This window comes from Janthinobacterium sp. LPB2021202312-11-4, assembly GCF_037049705.1.
Taxonomy (GTDB): domain Bacteria; phylum Pseudomonadota; class Gammaproteobacteria; order Pseudomonadales; family Pseudomonadaceae; genus Aquipseudomonas.
This window is the reverse complement of record NZ_JBAGKV010000007.1, coordinates 46,042-62,355: the sequence shown is the minus strand read 5'-3', so window position 1 is coordinate 62,355 and position 16,314 is coordinate 46,042. Positions and strand designations below refer to the sequence as shown.

15 protein-coding genes are annotated in these 16,314 nt (G+C 61.3%); 11 read left to right on the top strand and 4 right to left on the bottom strand.

Going from position 1 to position 16,314, the window contains the following annotated elements; all coding sequences use genetic code 11:
- Positions 1 to 39: 39 nt before the first annotated feature.
- The 3 genes from V5E99_RS09805 to V5E99_RS09795 all read left to right on the top strand — a co-directional run bounded on the left by V5E99_RS09805 (position 40) and on the right by V5E99_RS09795 (position 2,695).
- Positions 40 to 1,188, top strand: coding sequence for an aldose epimerase family protein (locus V5E99_RS09805; RefSeq protein ID WP_499802285.1), 1,149 nt, complete (start codon positions 40 to 42; stop codon positions 1,186 to 1,188).
- Between the two features lie 186 nt (positions 1,189 to 1,374).
- Positions 1,375 to 2,196 (top strand): aldo/keto reductase, encoded by an 822-nt coding sequence (locus V5E99_RS09800; protein WP_499802284.1) that lies wholly within the window; start codon positions 1,375 to 1,377, stop codon positions 2,194 to 2,196.
- 28 nt (positions 2,197 to 2,224) lie between these two features.
- Complete coding sequence (locus V5E99_RS09795) at positions 2,225 to 2,695, top strand: DUF1810 domain-containing protein (RefSeq protein ID WP_499802283.1); 471 nt, start codon at positions 2,225 to 2,227, stop codon at positions 2,693 to 2,695.
- On the opposite strand, the gene V5E99_RS09790 is transcribed toward V5E99_RS09795, so the two are convergent.
- Positions 2,660 to 5,020: a DNA polymerase II gene (locus V5E99_RS09790; RefSeq protein ID WP_499802282.1), complete on the bottom strand. Its 2,361-nt coding sequence runs from the start codon at positions 5,018 to 5,020 to the stop codon at positions 2,660 to 2,662. The two genes, V5E99_RS09795 and V5E99_RS09790, sit on opposite strands and share 36 nt — an antisense overlap.
- 223 nt (positions 5,021 to 5,243) lie before the next feature.
- Here V5E99_RS09790 and V5E99_RS09785 point away from each other — a divergent pair, with 223 nt between their 5' ends.
- The gene (locus V5E99_RS09785; RefSeq protein WP_499802281.1) at positions 5,244 to 5,684 is read left to right on the top strand and encodes a CBS domain-containing protein; all 441 of its coding nucleotides are present in this window, start codon (positions 5,244 to 5,246) and stop codon (positions 5,682 to 5,684) included.
- A gap of 117 nt (positions 5,685 to 5,801) precedes the next feature.
- Here the strand turns inward: V5E99_RS09785 and V5E99_RS09780 are convergent, their stop codons facing one another.
- Positions 5,802 to 6,425 carry a glutathione S-transferase gene (locus V5E99_RS09780; RefSeq protein ID WP_499802280.1) on the bottom strand — a complete coding sequence of 208 codons (624 nt, stop codon included), beginning with the start codon at positions 6,423 to 6,425 and terminating at the stop codon, positions 5,802 to 5,804.
- Positions 6,426 to 6,572: 147 nt separating this feature from the next.
- Here V5E99_RS09780 and V5E99_RS09775 point away from each other — a divergent pair, with 147 nt between their 5' ends.
- The 4 genes from V5E99_RS09775 (at position 6,573) to V5E99_RS09760 (ending at position 9,472) form a co-directional block, all read left to right on the top strand.
- Positions 6,573 to 7,367, top strand: coding sequence for a DUF4349 domain-containing protein (locus tag V5E99_RS09775; protein WP_499802279.1), 795 nt, complete (start codon positions 6,573 to 6,575; stop codon positions 7,365 to 7,367).
- 160 nt (positions 7,368 to 7,527) lie between these two features.
- Complete coding sequence (locus tag V5E99_RS09770) at positions 7,528 to 8,049, top strand: DUF3455 domain-containing protein (protein WP_499802278.1); 522 nt, start codon at positions 7,528 to 7,530, stop codon at positions 8,047 to 8,049.
- A gap of 365 nt (positions 8,050 to 8,414) precedes the next feature.
- The gene (locus V5E99_RS09765) at positions 8,415 to 8,765 is read left to right on the top strand and encodes a sigma-70 family RNA polymerase sigma factor (protein WP_499802277.1); all 351 of its coding nucleotides are present in this window, start codon (positions 8,415 to 8,417) and stop codon (positions 8,763 to 8,765) included.
- Positions 8,762 to 9,472: an anti-sigma factor gene (locus V5E99_RS09760; RefSeq protein ID WP_499802276.1), complete on the top strand. Its 711-nt coding sequence runs from the start codon at positions 8,762 to 8,764 to the stop codon at positions 9,470 to 9,472. The genes V5E99_RS09765 and V5E99_RS09760 overlap by 4 nt, the downstream gene beginning before the upstream one ends.
- Before the next feature lie 59 nt (positions 9,473 to 9,531).
- Here the strand turns inward: V5E99_RS09760 and V5E99_RS09755 are convergent, their stop codons facing one another.
- Positions 9,532 to 10,152 carry a cysteine hydrolase family protein gene (locus tag V5E99_RS09755; RefSeq protein ID WP_499802275.1) on the bottom strand — a complete coding sequence of 207 codons (621 nt, stop codon included), beginning with the start codon at positions 10,150 to 10,152 and terminating at the stop codon, positions 9,532 to 9,534.
- Between the two features lie 226 nt (positions 10,153 to 10,378).
- Between V5E99_RS09755 and V5E99_RS09750 the strand changes: the two genes are divergently transcribed.
- Positions 10,379 to 10,858 (top strand): hypothetical protein, encoded by a 480-nt coding sequence (locus V5E99_RS09750; protein ID WP_499802274.1) that lies wholly within the window; start codon positions 10,379 to 10,381, stop codon positions 10,856 to 10,858.
- Positions 10,859 to 11,041: 183 nt separating this feature from the next.
- Here V5E99_RS09750 and V5E99_RS09745 read toward each other — a convergent pair whose 3' ends face one another.
- Entirely contained in the window at positions 11,042 to 12,133 is a 1,092-nt protein-coding gene (locus tag V5E99_RS09745) for a DUF1615 domain-containing protein (RefSeq protein ID WP_499802273.1), read from the bottom strand.
- Positions 12,134 to 12,400: 267 nt separating this feature from the next.
- Here V5E99_RS09745 and V5E99_RS09740 point away from each other — a divergent pair, with 267 nt between their 5' ends.
- The gene (locus V5E99_RS09740) at positions 12,401 to 14,617 is read left to right on the top strand and encodes a TonB-dependent receptor (protein ID WP_499802272.1); all 2,217 of its coding nucleotides are present in this window, start codon (positions 12,401 to 12,403) and stop codon (positions 14,615 to 14,617) included.
- Positions 14,618 to 14,770: 153 nt separating this feature from the next.
- Positions 14,771 to 16,300, top strand: coding sequence for an FAD-dependent oxidoreductase (locus tag V5E99_RS09735; protein ID WP_499802271.1), 1,530 nt, complete (start codon positions 14,771 to 14,773; stop codon positions 16,298 to 16,300).
- Positions 16,301 to 16,314: the final 14 nt, after the last annotated feature.

Sequence of the window (16,314 nt, the reverse complement as noted above, 5' to 3'; positions counted from 1 at the left end):
TGACTACTAATCAAAACAACAATAAAAGGAAGATCAGCCATGCTTCAATCCCGTTTCCTGCTCTCCGGCCTCGGACTGTCCCTGATGATCGCCACCCTTCCCGCCCACGCCGCCGGCCTGTCCAGCGAACACAAAGCCTTCGGCAAAACCAATGACGGCACGCCCGTCGAGCAATACATCCTGCGCAACAGCCATGGCCTACAAGCCACGATCATTACCTATGGCGCGACCCTGCAATCGCTGAAAGTGCCGGACAAAAACGGCCAGGCTGAAGACATCGTCCTCGGCTTCGGTGATGTCCAGGGCTATCAGGCCGGCACTGCGTACTTCGGCGCGACCATCGGCCGCTTCGGTAATCGCCTGGCCGGCGGCGCCTTCGAACTGGACGGCAAAAAATATCAAGTGCCAAAAAATGATGGCCCCAACTCCCTGCACGGCGGCACTCAAGGTTTCGACAAGCATGTGTGGAAGGCGCAGCCGAGCAAAACCAAGGACTCGGTAGGCGTGACCCTGACCTATTTGTCGAAGGACGGCGAAATGGGTTTCCCCGGAAATATGAAAACCGAGGTGACGTATAGCCTCACCGAGCACAACGAGCTGCGCATCGAGTACAAGGCCAGCACCGACAAACCCACGGTGCTGAACCTGACCAATCACAGCTATTTCAACCTCGCCGGCGCCGGCAACGGCGATGTGTTGAAGCAACTCGCAACCCTGCATGCCAGCCATTACACACCGATCAACGCCACGCTGATCCCCACCGGCGAACTGGCTCCCGTGGCCGGTACACCCATGGACTTCACGCAACCGACCGCCATCGGTCAACACATCAAGGCTGATCACCCCCAGTTGAAATTCGCTGAGCCGAAACAGGGCGGCTTCGACTTCAACTGGGCGCTGGACGCCAAGGGTGACGTGAGCAAACTGGCCGCCGACGTCAGCGATCCGCAGTCCGGCCGGCGCTTGCAGCTCTACACCAGCGAGCCGGGAGTGCAGTTCTACACCAGCAACTTCCTGGATGGTTCGGTCAAGGGCAAGGCCGGCAAGGTCTACGCCCATTGGGGCGCGTTTACCCTGGAAACCCAGCACTACCCGGACTCACCGAACCAGCCGAACTTCCCGAGCACGCGCCTGGACCCGGGCAAGGCCTACACCCAGCACACCGTGTTCAAGTTTTCCGCCCAATAACACGACCGACACCCTCCCGTAGGCGCAAAGCTTGCTCGCGATAGCGGTCTGACATTCAACATAGATGTTGAATGACATGGCCTCTTCGCGAGCAAGCTTTGCGCCTACGGGTTTCGGGTCAAGGAACCCACAGGCTATTCTGCTGCCCACTGGAGTATCAATCGCGTTTAAGAAAGGAGGTTTTTCATGCGAACCCTTGAACTCGCCGGCGTCCAGGTACCGCTCATCGGCCAGGGCACCTGGCGCATGGGCGAAGATCGCTCGGCACACAACATGGAAGTCGCGGCCCTGCGCCAGGGCATCGAACTCGGCATGACGCTGATCGACACTGCCGAAATGTATGCCGAGGGTGGGGCCGAAACGGTGGTCGGTGAAGCCATCGAAGGCTTGCGCGATCAAGTCTTCCTGGTCAGCAAGGTTTACCCGCACAACGCCAGCCGCAAAGGCATCCCCCAGGCCTGCGAGCGCAGCCTGCGGCGCTTGAACACCGACTACATCGATTTGTACCTGCTGCACTGGCGCGGCCAATATCCCTTGGAAGAAACCGTCGAAGCCTTCGAGCGCCTGCGCGAAGACGGCAAGATTGGCCGTTGGGGCGTGTCCAATTTCGACGTCGACGATTTGCTGGAACTGGGCTCGCCGGCCTGCGCCACCAATCAGGTGCTGTACAACCTGGAAGCGCGCGGCATCGAATTCGACTTGCTGCCCTGGTGCCAACAGCAACACCTGCCGGTGATGGCCTACTGTCCGATCGGCCAGGGTGGGCATATGCTGGTCAACTCGACGCTCAAGCAGGTCGCCGCCCGTCATGGGGTGACGCCGGCCCAGGTATCGCTGGCATGGATACTGCGTCAGGACAGTGTCATCGCCATTCCCAAAGCGGTCCGCCCCGAGCACGTGACGCTCAATGCGCAAGCGGCGCAGTTGAAGCTGGAAGCTGCGGATCTGGAGGCGCTGGACCACGCGTTTCGTGCGCCACAACGTAAGCAGCGATTGGCCATGGTCTGAGCCATCGCGACCTGCAGAGGGCTTCGGAATGAGAAGCACCGATCCGCTCGACTCATTCAATCTGCCTCGTTTTGTGCAAGCGCAGGACCCGGTGTTCGAACGGGTCCAGGAAGAGCTGCGCGCCGGGCAGAAACGCCGGCACTGGATGTGGTTCATCTTTCCGCAGATTGCCGGGCTCGGCGGCAGCGAAATGTCCCGTCACTTCGCCATCAGTTGCGCCGAAGAAGCGGCGGCCTACCTGAGCCATCCGCTGTTGGGTTCACGCTTGCGCACCTGCACTCAGTTGGTGCTGAACCTGGAAAAGCGCTCGATAGCCGAAATTTTCGGCCACCCCGATGACCTCAAGTTTCACTCATCCATGACCCTGTTCGCCCAGGTCGCCCCCAACGGCAGCCTGTTCCATCGGGCGCTGGATCACTACTTCCACGGTATACAGGATGACTGGACACTGTCGCTACTGGACTTAAAACAGGCCAAGCTGCCCACCAATCAGGGTTGAAAAGTCGTCATCGACGAACGGCAGAATCGCATCGGCCACCGGTTGCAATTGCCGGGTGACGTAGTGGTCGTAGTCGATGGGCGCGCTGCGGATCTCCAGGGGCTCGGGGCCTGCGACGCTGATCACGTAGCTGATCCAGCCGCCATTCTGGTATTGCCGGGGGCGGCCCTGCTGATCGTTGTAGGCGTCCGCCATCCGTGCCGCACGCACATGGGGCGGCACGTTGCGCTCATAGTCGTCGAGGGTGCGGCGCAGGCGCTTGCGGTAGACCAGCCGCTCGTCGAACTCCCCGGCCAGGGTTTTACGCACGTAATCACGCACATAGTCCTGATACGGCTGGCGATGGAAGATCCGCGAGTACAGTTCCTGCTGGAATTGCCGAGCCAGTAGCGACCAGTCGGTGCGCACGGTTTCCAGGCCTTTGTAGATCATTTCGTCGCTGCCGTCGGCGCGGGTGACCAGCCCGGCGTAACGCTTCTTGCTGCCCTCCTCAGCTCCGCGAATGGTCGGCATCAGGAAGCGTTTGTAGTGAGTTTCAAACTGCAATTCCAGGGCGCTTTCCAGGTCATATTCCGTCTTCACATGTTCGCGCCACCACTGATTGACGTGGTCTACCAGCGCTCGGCCGATCTGCGCCGCCTCTTCCTGACCGTGGGCACGACGTAGCCAGACGAAGGTTGAGTCGGTGTCGCCGTAGATCACCGCGTGGCCCTGGGCTTCGATCAACTGCCGGGTGCGCAGCATGATCTCGTGGCCGCGCAACGTGATGGAGGAGGCCAGCCGTGTATCGAAGAACCGGCAACCACTGGAACCAAGCACGCCGTAAAAGGCATTCATGATGATTTTCAGGGCCTGGGACAGCGGCGCGTTGTGTTCACGCTTGGCGGTTTCCCGGCCTTCGGCGACACGGGCAACGATGGCTGGCAGGCAATGTCGGGTGCGGGAAAACCGCGCACCGCGAAAGCCTGGCACCGACTCGCTGTCGTCGGGGTGCTTGAGGCCCTCGATCAGCCCCACCGGGTCGATCAGGAAGGTGCGGATGATCGACGGGTAAAGGCTTTTGTAGTCGAGCACCAGCACCGACTCATAGAGCCCCGGTTGCGAATCCATCACAAAGCCACCGGGGCTGGCCTGGGGCGGCTTGCCGCCGAGGTTGGGTGCGACGAAGCCCTGGCGGTGCATCAGCGGCATATATAAATGGGTGAACGCGGCCACCGAACCGCCGCTGCGGTCCGCCGGCAAACCGGTGACGCTGGCCCGCTCCAGCAGGAAGGTCAGCAATTCGGTTTTGGCGAAAATCCGCGTGACCAGTTCGCAGTCCTTGAGGTTGTAGGTGGCCAGGGCCGGTTTGTCCTCGGCGAACATCCGGTTGATTTCGTCCATGCGCTGGTACGGCGTGCTGATCGCCTTACCTTCGCCGAGCAAGGTTTGCGCGACGTTTTCCAGGCTGAACGAGGGAAAACTCCAGGTCGCCGAACGCAGGGACTCGATGCCGTCGATGATCAAACGCCCGGCTGCCGAGGCGAAGTAATGGTTGCGGCTGCCGTGTTCGCGCCACTGCATTTCTTCGCCACCGCGCCCCAGTTTCAGCGGCACGGCCAGGCGCCGGGCATGTTCGTGGAGCACCCGCAGGTCGAACTGCACGACGTTCCAGCCGATGATCGCGTCGGGGTCGTGCTCGGCGAACCATTCGTTGAGTTTCTTCAGCAACAGGGTTCGGGAATCACAGTACTCGAGCTGAAAATCCACGGCGCTGGCGTCACCGTTGGGCGGACCGAGCATGTACACCTGACGCTCGCCGCAGCCTTCCAGGGCGATGGAATAGAGGTCGCCCTGGGCGGTGGTTTCGATGTCCAGGGACACCAGCCGCAGGTTGGGCCGGTAACCGGGGGCCGGTTTCATTTGCGCGTCGAGCAGCAAACCGTCCGCCCCGGGTGTGCCGCCGAACTGCACGGGCGCGGTGATGAAGCGCTCCATCATGTAGCGCTCCGGCGGGCGCACGTCGCCTTCGAACATCTCGACCCCAGCCTTGCGCAGCGCCGTTTCCAGGCGCATCAACTGACCGTGCTGCTGGCAATACAGCCCCAGCACCGGGCGATGTTCGAAATCCAGCAGGGCCAAGGGCCGCAGCTCGACGTTCTTTTCCCCGCGCAATACGCTTTCGGCCTGCTCGCGCCGCTCGGCCGGAATGAAGGCGACCGACGGTTGATGAGGCAAGCGGATGCGCCGGGGACCGGCATCGGTCGCCAGCCAGAACTCGACTTCGGTGCCGGCCGGGGTATCGCGCCAATGCCGGGTCAGGACGAAGCCCTGCTGTAAATCCACCACTAAAACCTCGAATCCGATTCAGAGGGGGATTCTACGCGTGATCGCCGGTGATAAACCCAGCGCCCTCGCCTCAGGTCCGTTTTCGGGTAATTAAGCGAGGTTTCCCGAAGAAAAACCGCCGAATGACGTTTTTTGCGTGTTATCTGCCGCTTTCTCCCTTGCCCTGCGCGCCTGTGTCTACGATTCTTCAGGAACAACGACAACACCTAGAGAAGCCGCCATGAAAACCGTCGCCCAACTGCTCAAGTTAAAGGCCCAGCAAAATCACGAAGTGCACACCATTGCGCCCCATCAAATGGTGCTGGAAGCGCTGATGGTCATGGCCGCGAAGAACGTCGGTGCGTTGCCCGTGGTGAAAAATGGCGAAGTGGTGGGCATCATCAGCGAACGTGATTACGCGCGCAAACTGGTGCTCAAGGGCCGTTCATCTGTCGGCACGCCGGTCGAAGACATCATGGTCTCGCCAGTGATCACCGTGGACACCCATCAAACCGTCGAGACCTGCATGGGCATCATGTCCGACAAGCGCCTGCGTCACTTGCCGGTGGTGGAAGACGGCCAGTTGATCGGATTGCTGTCGATTGGCGACCTGGTCAAGGAATCGATTGCCGAACAGGCGGAACTGATTCGGCAGTTGGAGCAATACATTCGCGGGGAGTAAAACGCCCTTTGTAGGAGCAAAGCTTGCTCGCGATGGCGTACATCCCGTCGACATCAATGTTGAATGCCAGGCCGCCATCGCGAGCAAGCTTTGCTCCTACAGGGCGTTGCGGTGTCGTCAGGACGGCCAATGCCGGGCGAATACCGGGGCCAGCGTCGGGTGCCGGTCGATGCGCATCAGCCAGGCGTAAAACCCTGGCCGCGTTTGCCGCAAATGTTCCCGCGTCCCGGCCCAGCGAGTCACCACCGCAGCCAGCACATCCAGGGCCCCCGGCGTCTCGTCGTCCAGATACAGCTCGGCGGAAAACTGATCGGCAAACACCTCCCAACTCCAGTGCAAGCGCTTGCGGGCGCCGGCCATCAGGTTTTCCCTCGATGACTCGTCGTCCCTGGCCAACCAGCGCTCGGGGTAGTCGATGATGCCAATGGCCGAGTAGCAGTTGCTGACGATGAACACCAGGCCGCGAATGGCCTGATCCCGTTCCGCCGGGTTATCCGGCAACAGGCCCGACGAGGGAAAGGTCAGCCCCAGGTGAATGAGGATCGCCGCACTTTCGGTGAGCAGACTGCCGTCCGGCAATTCCAGCGCCGGAATCTGCTTGAGCGGGTTGAGTTTCGCCAAGGCGTGGGCCGACTCTGTGGAGGCGGCGACGTCGATAAAGCGATAAGGAATGGCGCACAGTTCGAGGGCCGCCTCGATCGCCGCCGCGCCGGAATTCTGATGTCCGTAAAGCTGATACATGTCGCGCCCTCCCGGCGAACAAACAGTCAGTGAGTAGACGGCGGCGCACAGGCGCATGTTCCCTGCCATTGGGCCGATTGATGCAGGTAAGATGCGCCCCCCAGGGACGCACTGCTGACGTCCCGCTGCACACTTCAAGGAACGAACATGCGCCAACCGGATGGCAAACCTGCCTCAATGTCTCGCGTCTATTGCTTTGTACTGGCCTGCCTGGCCTTGAGCGGCTGCTCGCCGAGCGACCGGTCGTCTTCGGCCAGTCTAGCCGGTGAACAGGGCCGTGGCGGCGCGATGCTCGCCTATGAGCATGATGTGCAGTTTTTGCTCCCTGAAGCGCACATCCGGCCGCGCCTGCAAGCCACCCGCGAGGCTTGCGAAACCGCGCGTTTCGGCGCCTGTAACGTGTTGCGGATCGAGCAAGGCGCCGGCCGGGCCGAGATCACCTTGCGCATCGCCCCTGCTGGTGTCGAGCCGCTGGTGGCCATGGCCGCCGAGGGCGGCGAAATGGGCCAGCGGGTCACCACCGCCGAAGACTTGGCCGACGCGGTGGACGACACACGCCGTCGCCAGGAACGGCTCACCGCCCAGCAACAGCGCCTGGATGAACTGGCGAAACGCCGGGACATCAGCGTCACCGACCTGATCGCCCTGAGCAAAGAGCAGGCAGGCATCGAAAACGACCTGCAAGCCCTGGCCCAGATCGCCGCCGGGCATCAGCGCCGACTCGACACCAATCGCATCACGCTGTCATTCCAGCCAACCGGCGCCAGCAGCCGCTCGTCGCACTTGAGCCGGGCGTTCAGCAACCTGCTGGACAACCTCGCCGACGGCGCCGTGGACGCGCTGGAGAAAGGCAGTTATGCGCTGCCATTCCTGGTTCTGGCCTTCCCGCTGTTTATGCTGTGGGTGTGGTTGTGGCGCAAGTTTGTGCGGCGTCGTGCGTAAGTCAGGAGCCGGTTATGCCCGCCCCGACAAGGCGCGTGAATAACCTTGGGGAAATGAATTTATTTTTCCACTCACTGCATCCAAACCCCTGCGTGGTGGGTAGTACCTGTAGCAGCCCCTGATGCTGCCGAGCGGGTTACTCATTTACGGAGAGATGTTCATGAACGCCAAACAGCTGTTGTGCCTTGCCGGTTTGTTCGCCGCCGTCCCAGTTGCCTTCGCCCAGGCCGAGTTGCCGGACAGTGTCAAAGTCCCGGCCGGGCACAAGGTCGCGATGGAAACCACCGGGGTCGGCGAGATTACTTACGAGTGCCGGGACAAGGCCAACGCGGCCGGCCAGACCGAATGGTTTTTTGTCGGCCCCAAAGCCGTGCTCAATGATCGCAGCGGTAAACCGGTCGGCACTTACTTCGGCCCGCCCGCCACTTGGCAGGCGAAGGACGGTTCCAAGGTGACCGGCACGCAATTGGCGGTCGCGCCATCAAGCCCGGGCAACCTGCCCTATCAACTGGTCAAGGCCAACCCGGCTGAAGGCAAAGGCGCCATGAGTGGGGTGAGTTACATCCAGCGCGTGGCCCTCAAGGGTGGCGTGGCCCCGAGTGCCGAATGCACGGCGGCGAACAAGGGCAAGCAGGAAGTGGTGAAGTATCAGGCGGACTATATTTTCTGGGCGGCAAGCTAAGTCTCCCCCGGCCTGACACGATCCCCCTGTGGAAGCGGGCTTGCTCGCGAATGCGCTGGGTCAGTCAGCATTTTTATTGACTGATACACCGCTTTCGCGAGCAAGCCCGCTGCCACAGAGGTTCATGTGTCGCGCACACGTACTTCAGGATTGTTTGCTAAATTCCTTTGAGCATCTCCAACGCCACCGGCTGAGCACAGTGTCCTTGCCCGAACCTTTTTTCGATTACGAATCCCGTTTGGCCGCCTGCGCGCGTGGCGAGCGTCAGGCCCTGCAGGATTTGTATGTGCAGGAAAGTCCGCGTCTTCTGGGCGTGGCCAAACGTCTGGTGGGCGATACCGCGCTGGCCGAGGACATCGTCCACGATGCGTTTCGCCGCCAAGGGTTTCGATCCGGCGCGGGGTTCGGCGCGGGGCTGGATGTTCAGCATCACTCGGCACCTGGCGCTCAATGTCATTCGTGATCATCGCCGCGAGACACCCATGACCGAGGACAGCGAGTTCGCCCTCCACGACCCCACTGAATCACTGGACCACAGCGGGCGCATTCATCGTTGCCTGGACCAACTGGAACCCGAACGACGCCACTGCATCCTGCACGCCTACGTCGACGGTTATTCCCACGCGCAAATCGCACACCGGCTCGGCACCCCGCTGGGCACCGTGAAAGCCTGGATCAAACGCAGCCTGACCGCTTTGCGGGAGTGCATGGGATGACCGCCTCACCTGTGAATGAAACCCCGGAAGAACGGGACGAACTGGCCAGCGAATACGTGCTGGGCACGCTGTCGGCAGAACTGCGCAGCGAGGTTCAACGACGTCTGGGCGATGAACCGCAGTTGCAAGCGGCGGTGGACGCCTGGGAGCGTCGATTGCTGGGCCTGACCGATCTGGTCGAGCCGCATCCGCCCTCGCCGCATCTGTGGCGGCGCATCGAGCGCAGCGTGAATGACTTGAGTCCGCAACCGGCGTCAGCCTCCTCCTGGTGGAACTTGTTGCCGCTATGGCGCGGATTGGCCGGGGCGGGGTTGGCCGCCAGTCTGTTGCTCGGCGCCTTGCTGCTGACCCAGGCCACGGTCAAACCGACGTATTTGGTGGTGCTGGTCGCCCCGCAGGACAAGGCGCCGGGCTGGGTGATTCAGCAGGCCAGTAACTCAAGGGACATCCAACTGATCCCGCTGGGCGTGGTCGAGGTCCCAGCCGATAAGGCACTGGAGTTCTGGACCAAGGCTGACGGTTGGCAAGGGCCGGTATCGCTGGGGCTGGTGAAACCGGGGCAAACCCTGTCGGTGCCGCTGGACAAACTGCCGCCCCTGCAACCCAACCAACTCTTCGAGCTGACGCTGGAAGGGGCGAACGGCTCACCGATCGGCAAACCCACCGGGCCGATTCAGTTCATCGGGCGCGCGGTGAAAGTCATCTGAGCGACGTACATCCCGTAGGAGCTGGCGAAGCCTGCGATCTTTTGATCTTGATCGTCGACCTACCCCAAGGTCTTCAATAATTCCTGGGTCGTGACAATCGCATGGGCATAGGTTGGCCCGTTGATCTCATGGGCGGCGTGCATGGCTTCGGCGCTGAACGCAGCAGTGGCATCGCGCACCAGGGTGACGTGGTAACCCAGTTCGGCGGCGAACTTGCCGGTGGTTTCGATGCAGGTGTTGGCGAGCATCCCGACGATCACCAGTGTGTCGATCCCATGTTGTTTGAGCAGGAAATCCAGATCGGTGTTGGCAAACCCACTGCCGCCCCAGTGTTCCTTGACGATCACATCACCGGCCTGGGGCTGGAAATCCGGGTGCCACTCCCCGCCCCAGGTGCCGGCGGCAAAGACCTGGGCATGACTGGCGCGCTGTTGATAGGGGCTGGGGTGTTTCCAGCGTGCGAGTTCGTTGGGTTCGGCGCGGTGGTGCGGCACGTAGAAAACCTGGATGCCGGCCTTGCGCACGGCCGTTACCACGGCGTTCAGGTTGGCCAGGGTGCCGACGCTGTCAGCAACCGGTTTGGCACGGTCATTGAGCTTGCCGCCCTCGCTGAGGAAGTCGTTGTACGGGTCCACCAGCAACAGGCCGGTACGGGCGGGAACATAGGAAACGCCACTCATGATCGACTCCTCGGAGACAAAGGCACGCGCCAGCTAACCAGTGTAGAACCCGTTATCGACCGCGCCGGCACCAGCCGACGACCGCACCATCAACGCCGCAATGGGCCTTTTGCATCAACCATCATTGCCGTCGATGGTCACCATCACGTCAATGAAGTTCTCATAAAAAATCCCCGGCGTAACATCCGCTCCATACCCAACTAACAACACCCCGGAGCACACACTCATGAAACGCCAAACTCTTCTCAGCATCGCTTTCTCGGTTTTTGCAGTGAACGCTTTTGCCGCCGCCCCTGCTCACACAATGATCGCTGAAGGCGGCTCGGATCGTCTGATTGAAAGCCGAGTGGCTGAAGGTGGTTCGGATCGCTTGATCGAGAATCGCGTCGCTGAAGGTGGCTCGGATCGTCTGCTGGAAAAACGCGTTGCTGAAGGTGGTTCCGATCGTCTGATCCAGAACCGCGTCGCTGAAGGTGGCTCGGATCGTCTGCTGGAAAAACGTGTAACTGAAGGCGGTTCCGATCGCCTGATCCAAAATCGCGTCGCTGAAGGTGGCTCGGATCGTCTGCTGGAAAAACGTGTAGCTGAAGGCGGTTCCGATCGTTTGATCCAGAACCGCGTCGCTGAAGGTGGCTCGGATCGTCTGCTGGAAAAACGCGTTGCTGAAGGCGGTTCCGATCGTCTGATCCAGAACCGCACTGCCTGAATGAAGGGTTTTACTGCGGTACTTAATGAAAAGCCCGGCCTGATCAGCCGGGTTTTTTTATGCCTGCGAGAAGCCGTTTGATGGTTGGAGATCAAAAGATCGCAGCCTTCGGCAGCTCCTACGGGTGTACGCAATGGTCATGTAGGAGCTGCCGAAGGCTGCGATCTTTTGCTCTTTTGCCCCTCACCCCGCCCGCGCCATACACCGCTGATAACGCTCATCCACCCGTTTGGCAAACCACGCCGTGGTGAGTTTTCGGGTGATTTTCGGGCTTTCCAGCACAATCCCCGGCAACACCGCGCGCGGCAACGTCCGCCCTTCGGCTTTCTCCGCCAGGGCAAAGACCTGCTGATAGAGCCGGGTCTCTTCGAATTCCAGGCTTTTGCCCTTCTCCAATTGATCGCGGATTGTCGGATTACGCATACCCAACTGCTTGCCCAAGGTGCGCACCGCCAATTCCGTGGTACCCGGCAGGATCGAGTCGTAACGGATCAAGTCACCGTCCAGCGCCAGCGGAATGCCCGACACACGGCTGACTGCGTTTTGAAACGCCGCATTACGACTGGAGTACCACCCGGCATTGAAATCGGCAAAGCGATACAACGGCTGGGTATAGCTCACCGGATAACCGAGCAAATGAGCGATGCCGAAGTACATACCGCCCCGACGGCTGAACACTTCATGGCGAATCGAGCCTTGCACCGGGTACGGGTAATGACTGGTCTGCTGCTCGGCGAATTCAACGCTGACCTGCATCGGCCCGGCCGTGTGCACCGGGTTGAAGCCACCGAACAGCGTCCGGCCCATGGGCACCATGCCGATAAAGTCATCAAAAATCCCGCTGAGCTCTTTTTCGCTACGGGCGGCGTTCAACCGGTCGCTGTAACTTTTGCCGTTGGGCGAACGGACCTGCAACGCACCACTGACCAACAGGCTGGGGATATGCACCTTGGCAGCGCGACGGTCGATCTCATCCCGGGCGATCTTGCCCAAGCCCGGCACGGGCGGGTCAACCTGGAATGTCGATTCCTGCTCGGTGACGGCCAGCACCGAACACAGGTTTTGCGTGGTCGGTGAAATGTCCTGGGCGGCGAACGCGGCGTAGATATCCGTCGCCCAGCCCTCGCGGTCGACGGTTTTCGCCGGCAACAGGCGCACGATCTGCGCCTTGACCTCGGCAGGCTTGCGCGGCAGTGCTTCCTGAGTGCGCTGTGTGCCGCAACCGGCCAGGGCCAGCAAGACCGCAAGGCTCGTGATGAATCGGTGGGCGTGCATGGTGCTCCAAGAAATCCGTTGAACCGGGCTCACAATACGATCAATGGCATGGCGCAGGCTATGACTGCGGTCAGTGGCGGCTGTTCCCCTGACCTATCTGTTGGTCACAACGGCACTGAATCTCTGCGAATGCTGTCGGGGGCGACAAACTCATTGCAAGACGTTACTGAGAAAACATATCATTTGCGCCTGGAGTCGCATTTGCGCAAGGAGTTCCCCGCGCCGTTATCTCTTTTTCTCATCGGCGGCGCGCCGCCAGGATCGAACATGCCCACTCCAGCCCGACTCGGCGTTCCTTTTCGCCCGACGCTTCTCGCCTTGTTTTGCGCCCTGTCCGTCTCTGCCCACGCGGCCACCCCTTCCGAAAACGACAGCAAACCGTTGGTGCTGGACGATGTGAACGTCAATGCCCAGGCGCCGACGGCTGCGGCCGCCCTGCCCCCGGTGTTTGCCGGTGGTCAGGTAGCACGGGGCGGTCAATTGGGTGTGCTGGGCAATCAGGACATGATGGACGTGCCGTTCACCATGACCGCCTACACCGAGCAACTGATCCAGGACCAGCAAGCCGAAGACGTCGCCGACGTGCTGCTCAACGATTCCTCGGTGCGCCAGGCGTCCGGGTTTTCCAACCAGGCGCAGATCTTCATGATCCGCGGCTTGCCCCTGACCGGCGACGATATTTCCTATAACGGCCTCTATGGCGTGCTGCCACGGCAGATCATTTCCACCGACGCCCTGGAGCGCGTGGAAGTGTTCAAAGGCCCGAACGCCTTTATCAACGGCGTAACCCCGACCGGCTCCGGCATCGGCGGCGGCGTCAACCTGCAACCCAAGCGCGCCGGTGACGTGCCAACACGCCGCTTCACCACCGACATCAACGATGAGGGCCGCGTCGGTCAGCACCTCGACCTCGGCCAACGTTTCGGTGAAGACAACCGCTTCGGCGCCCGCGTCAACCTGGCCCAGCGTGAAGGTGACACCGGCATCGACCACGAAAACCAGCGCTCGAAACTGTTCTCCATCGGCCTCGATTATCGCGGTGACGCGTTGCGCATTTCCGGTGACTTCGCCTACCAGAAAGAACGAGTCAACGGTGGTCGCAACACGGTCAACCTGGGCACCGCCACGCACATTCCGGATGCACCGTCGGCCGACACCAACTACGCGCCGAAGTGGGGCTACACCGACATCGAAGACACCTTCGGCATGCTGCGCGCCGAGTACGACCTCAACGACAGCTGGACGGCCTACGTGGCGGGCGGTGCCAAGCACACCCGTGAAGTCGGGCGCTACAACTCCACGACCCTGGTGGGCAACACTGGTGCCTCCACCACCACTGGCTCGTTCATCCCCCACGATGAAGACAACACCAGCGTCATGGCCGGCCTCAACGGCAAATTCGTCACTGGCCCGGTCAGCCACAAACTCAACTTTGGCCTGGCCGGCATCTGGACCGAACAACGTAGCGCCTACGATTTCGACCTGACCCGCTACTCGAACAACATCTACCACCCGGTGGAAACGCCCTCGCCCGTCGGCAACTTCTCGGGCGGTGACCTGAGCGATCCAGGCATCGTTGGCAAGACCTTCAACCGCAGCGCTGCCGTGTCCGACACCCTCGGCTTCTTCGACGACCGACTGTTGCTGACCGTCGGCTTGCGTCGCCAGCAGTTGGTGGTTCAGGGCTACGGCTATGCGCCTTACGGTTCCGGCAGCCGCACCTCCGCCTATGACGACTCGATCACCACGCCGGTCTACGGCCTCGTGTTCAAGCCATGGGATCACGTGTCGTTCTACGCCAACCGCATCGAAGGCCTGGCCAAAGGTCCGATTTCGCCGACCACCTCGGGCAGCCGAATTGTCACCAATGGCAATGAGTCGTTCGCCCCGGCCCGTTCGAAACAGATCGAAGCCGGCGTCAAGGTTGACATGGGCACCTACGGAGCCAGCCTCGGCGTTTACCGCATCGAACAACCGAGCGACGGTTACTCGGTGATCACCAGCGCGACCACGGCGGAATATGTGCGCCAGGGTGAACAGGTCAACAAAGGCGTCGAGCTGAACGTTTTCGGCGAGCCGATCGAAGGCCTGCGCCTGATCAGCGGCCTGACCCTGATGGACACCGAATTGAAGAACACCCAGAACGGCGCCAACGACGGCAACCGCGCCATTGGCGTACCGACCTTCCAGTTCAACGCTGGCGTGGATTGGGATGTGCCGGGCCTGCAAGGCGTCGCACTGAACGCACGGATGTTGCGCACCGGCGGCCAATACGCCGACGCGGCAAACAACCTCAGCCTGCCGACCTGGAACCGCTTCGACGCCGGCGCCCGTTATGGCTTCAAAGTTGAGCAGAAGGACGTGACCCTGCGCCTGAACATCGAAAACCTGGCCAACGAGAAGTACTGGGAATCGGCCCAGGCCGGCTACCTGACCCAGGGTGAGCCACGGGTGGCGAAGCTGTCGGGCACCATCGATTTCTAAACACCCACGTTCAACGAATAGGCCCCGCAGCTTTACGGCTGCGGGGCCTTTTTTTGCCCACAAAGTCCAGGCAAAACACAAACCCTGTGGGAGCGGGCTTGATAGCCATGTCTGAACCATACTTGTCCGACACACCCGTCGGAGAATGGCCACATGAACCGTAGCGACGTGCTGATTATCGGCGCCGGCCCCACCGGTCTGGTGCTGGCGCTGTGGCTGAGCAAACTCGGCATCCGCGTGCGCATCATCGATAAAACGGCGGCACCCGGCACCACCTCCCGCGCCCTCGCCGTCCAGGCCCGGACCCTTGAGTTGTATCGCCAACTCGACCTCAGCGACACCATTGTGCAAAACGGCCACCGGGTGGCGGCGGCGAATTTCTGGGTCAAGGGCGAAGCCGTCGCACGCCTGCCGTTGACCCGGATCGGCGAAGGCCTGACGCCCTACGCCTTCATGGAAATCTTTCCCCAGGACGAACACGAGCGGTTGCTGATCGAACGCCTCGACACCTTCGGCATCACCGTGGAGCGCAACACCGAACTGGAAAGCTTCAAGGAAACCAGCGACGGCATCAGCGCGCAGTTAAACCTGCCCGATGGTCAACAAGAATCCTGTGAGGCCTGTTACATCGCCGGTTGCGACGGCGCCCGGTCAATCGTGCGCAAAACCCTGGACAGCGGCTTTCCCGGCGGCACCTATCAGCAGATTTTCTATGTCGCCGACGTGCAGGCCAACGGCCCGGCGTTCAACGGCGAACTGCACGTGGACCTCGATGACGCGGATTTTCTCGCCGTGTTCCCCCTGGCCAGCGAAGGCCACGCGCGGTTGATCGGCACCGTGCGCGATGAGCGTGCCGATCAGGCTGAAACCCTGACCTTCGACGACGTCAGCAGCCGCGCCATCGAGCATCTGAAAGTGAATGTTGAACAGGTGAACTGGTTTTCGACCTACCGGGTGCATCACCGGGTGGCGGAATTCTTTCGCAGCGGTCGCGCCTTCCTGCTCGGCGATGCCGCCCACGTCCACAGCCCCGCTGGCGGGCAAGGCATGAACACCGGGATTGGCGATGCGATCAACCTGGCCTGGAAACTCGCCGCCGTACTGAACGGCAGCGCGAGCGCCAAATTGCTCGACAGCTACGAAGCCGAACGCATCGCCTTCGCCCGTCGCTTAGTGTCCACCACCGACCGGGTGTTCAGCTTTGCCACCGCCGAGGGCAAAGTCGCCGACCTGCTGCGCACCCGGTTGGCGCCGTTCGTGATCCCGAAAATGGCTTCATTCGCGACGACCCGCGAATTCCTGTTTCGCACCGTGTCGCAGATCACCCTCAACTATCGCGGCATGCCGCTGAGCGAAGGTGTGACCGGGCACGTCCACGGCGGCGACCGCTTGCCCTGGGCCCACGATGGCGAGGGCGACAACTACGAACCCCTGAGAAACCCGGTGTGGCAGGTGCATGTGTACGGCGACACCAGCGACGAAATGATCGCCTGGTGCATCGAGCATCACTTGCCGTTGCATGTGTTCGACTGGCGGCCGGCGTTTGATGCGGCGGGGTTGGCGCGTAACGGGTTTTACCTGTTAAGGCCGGATACCTATGTGGCGGTTGCTGATAACAGTGCTGATCCGAAGGTGATCGAGCGCTATTTTCGGGATCACGGGATACGGCCGTTTTTTGCTTGAAGATCAAAAGATCG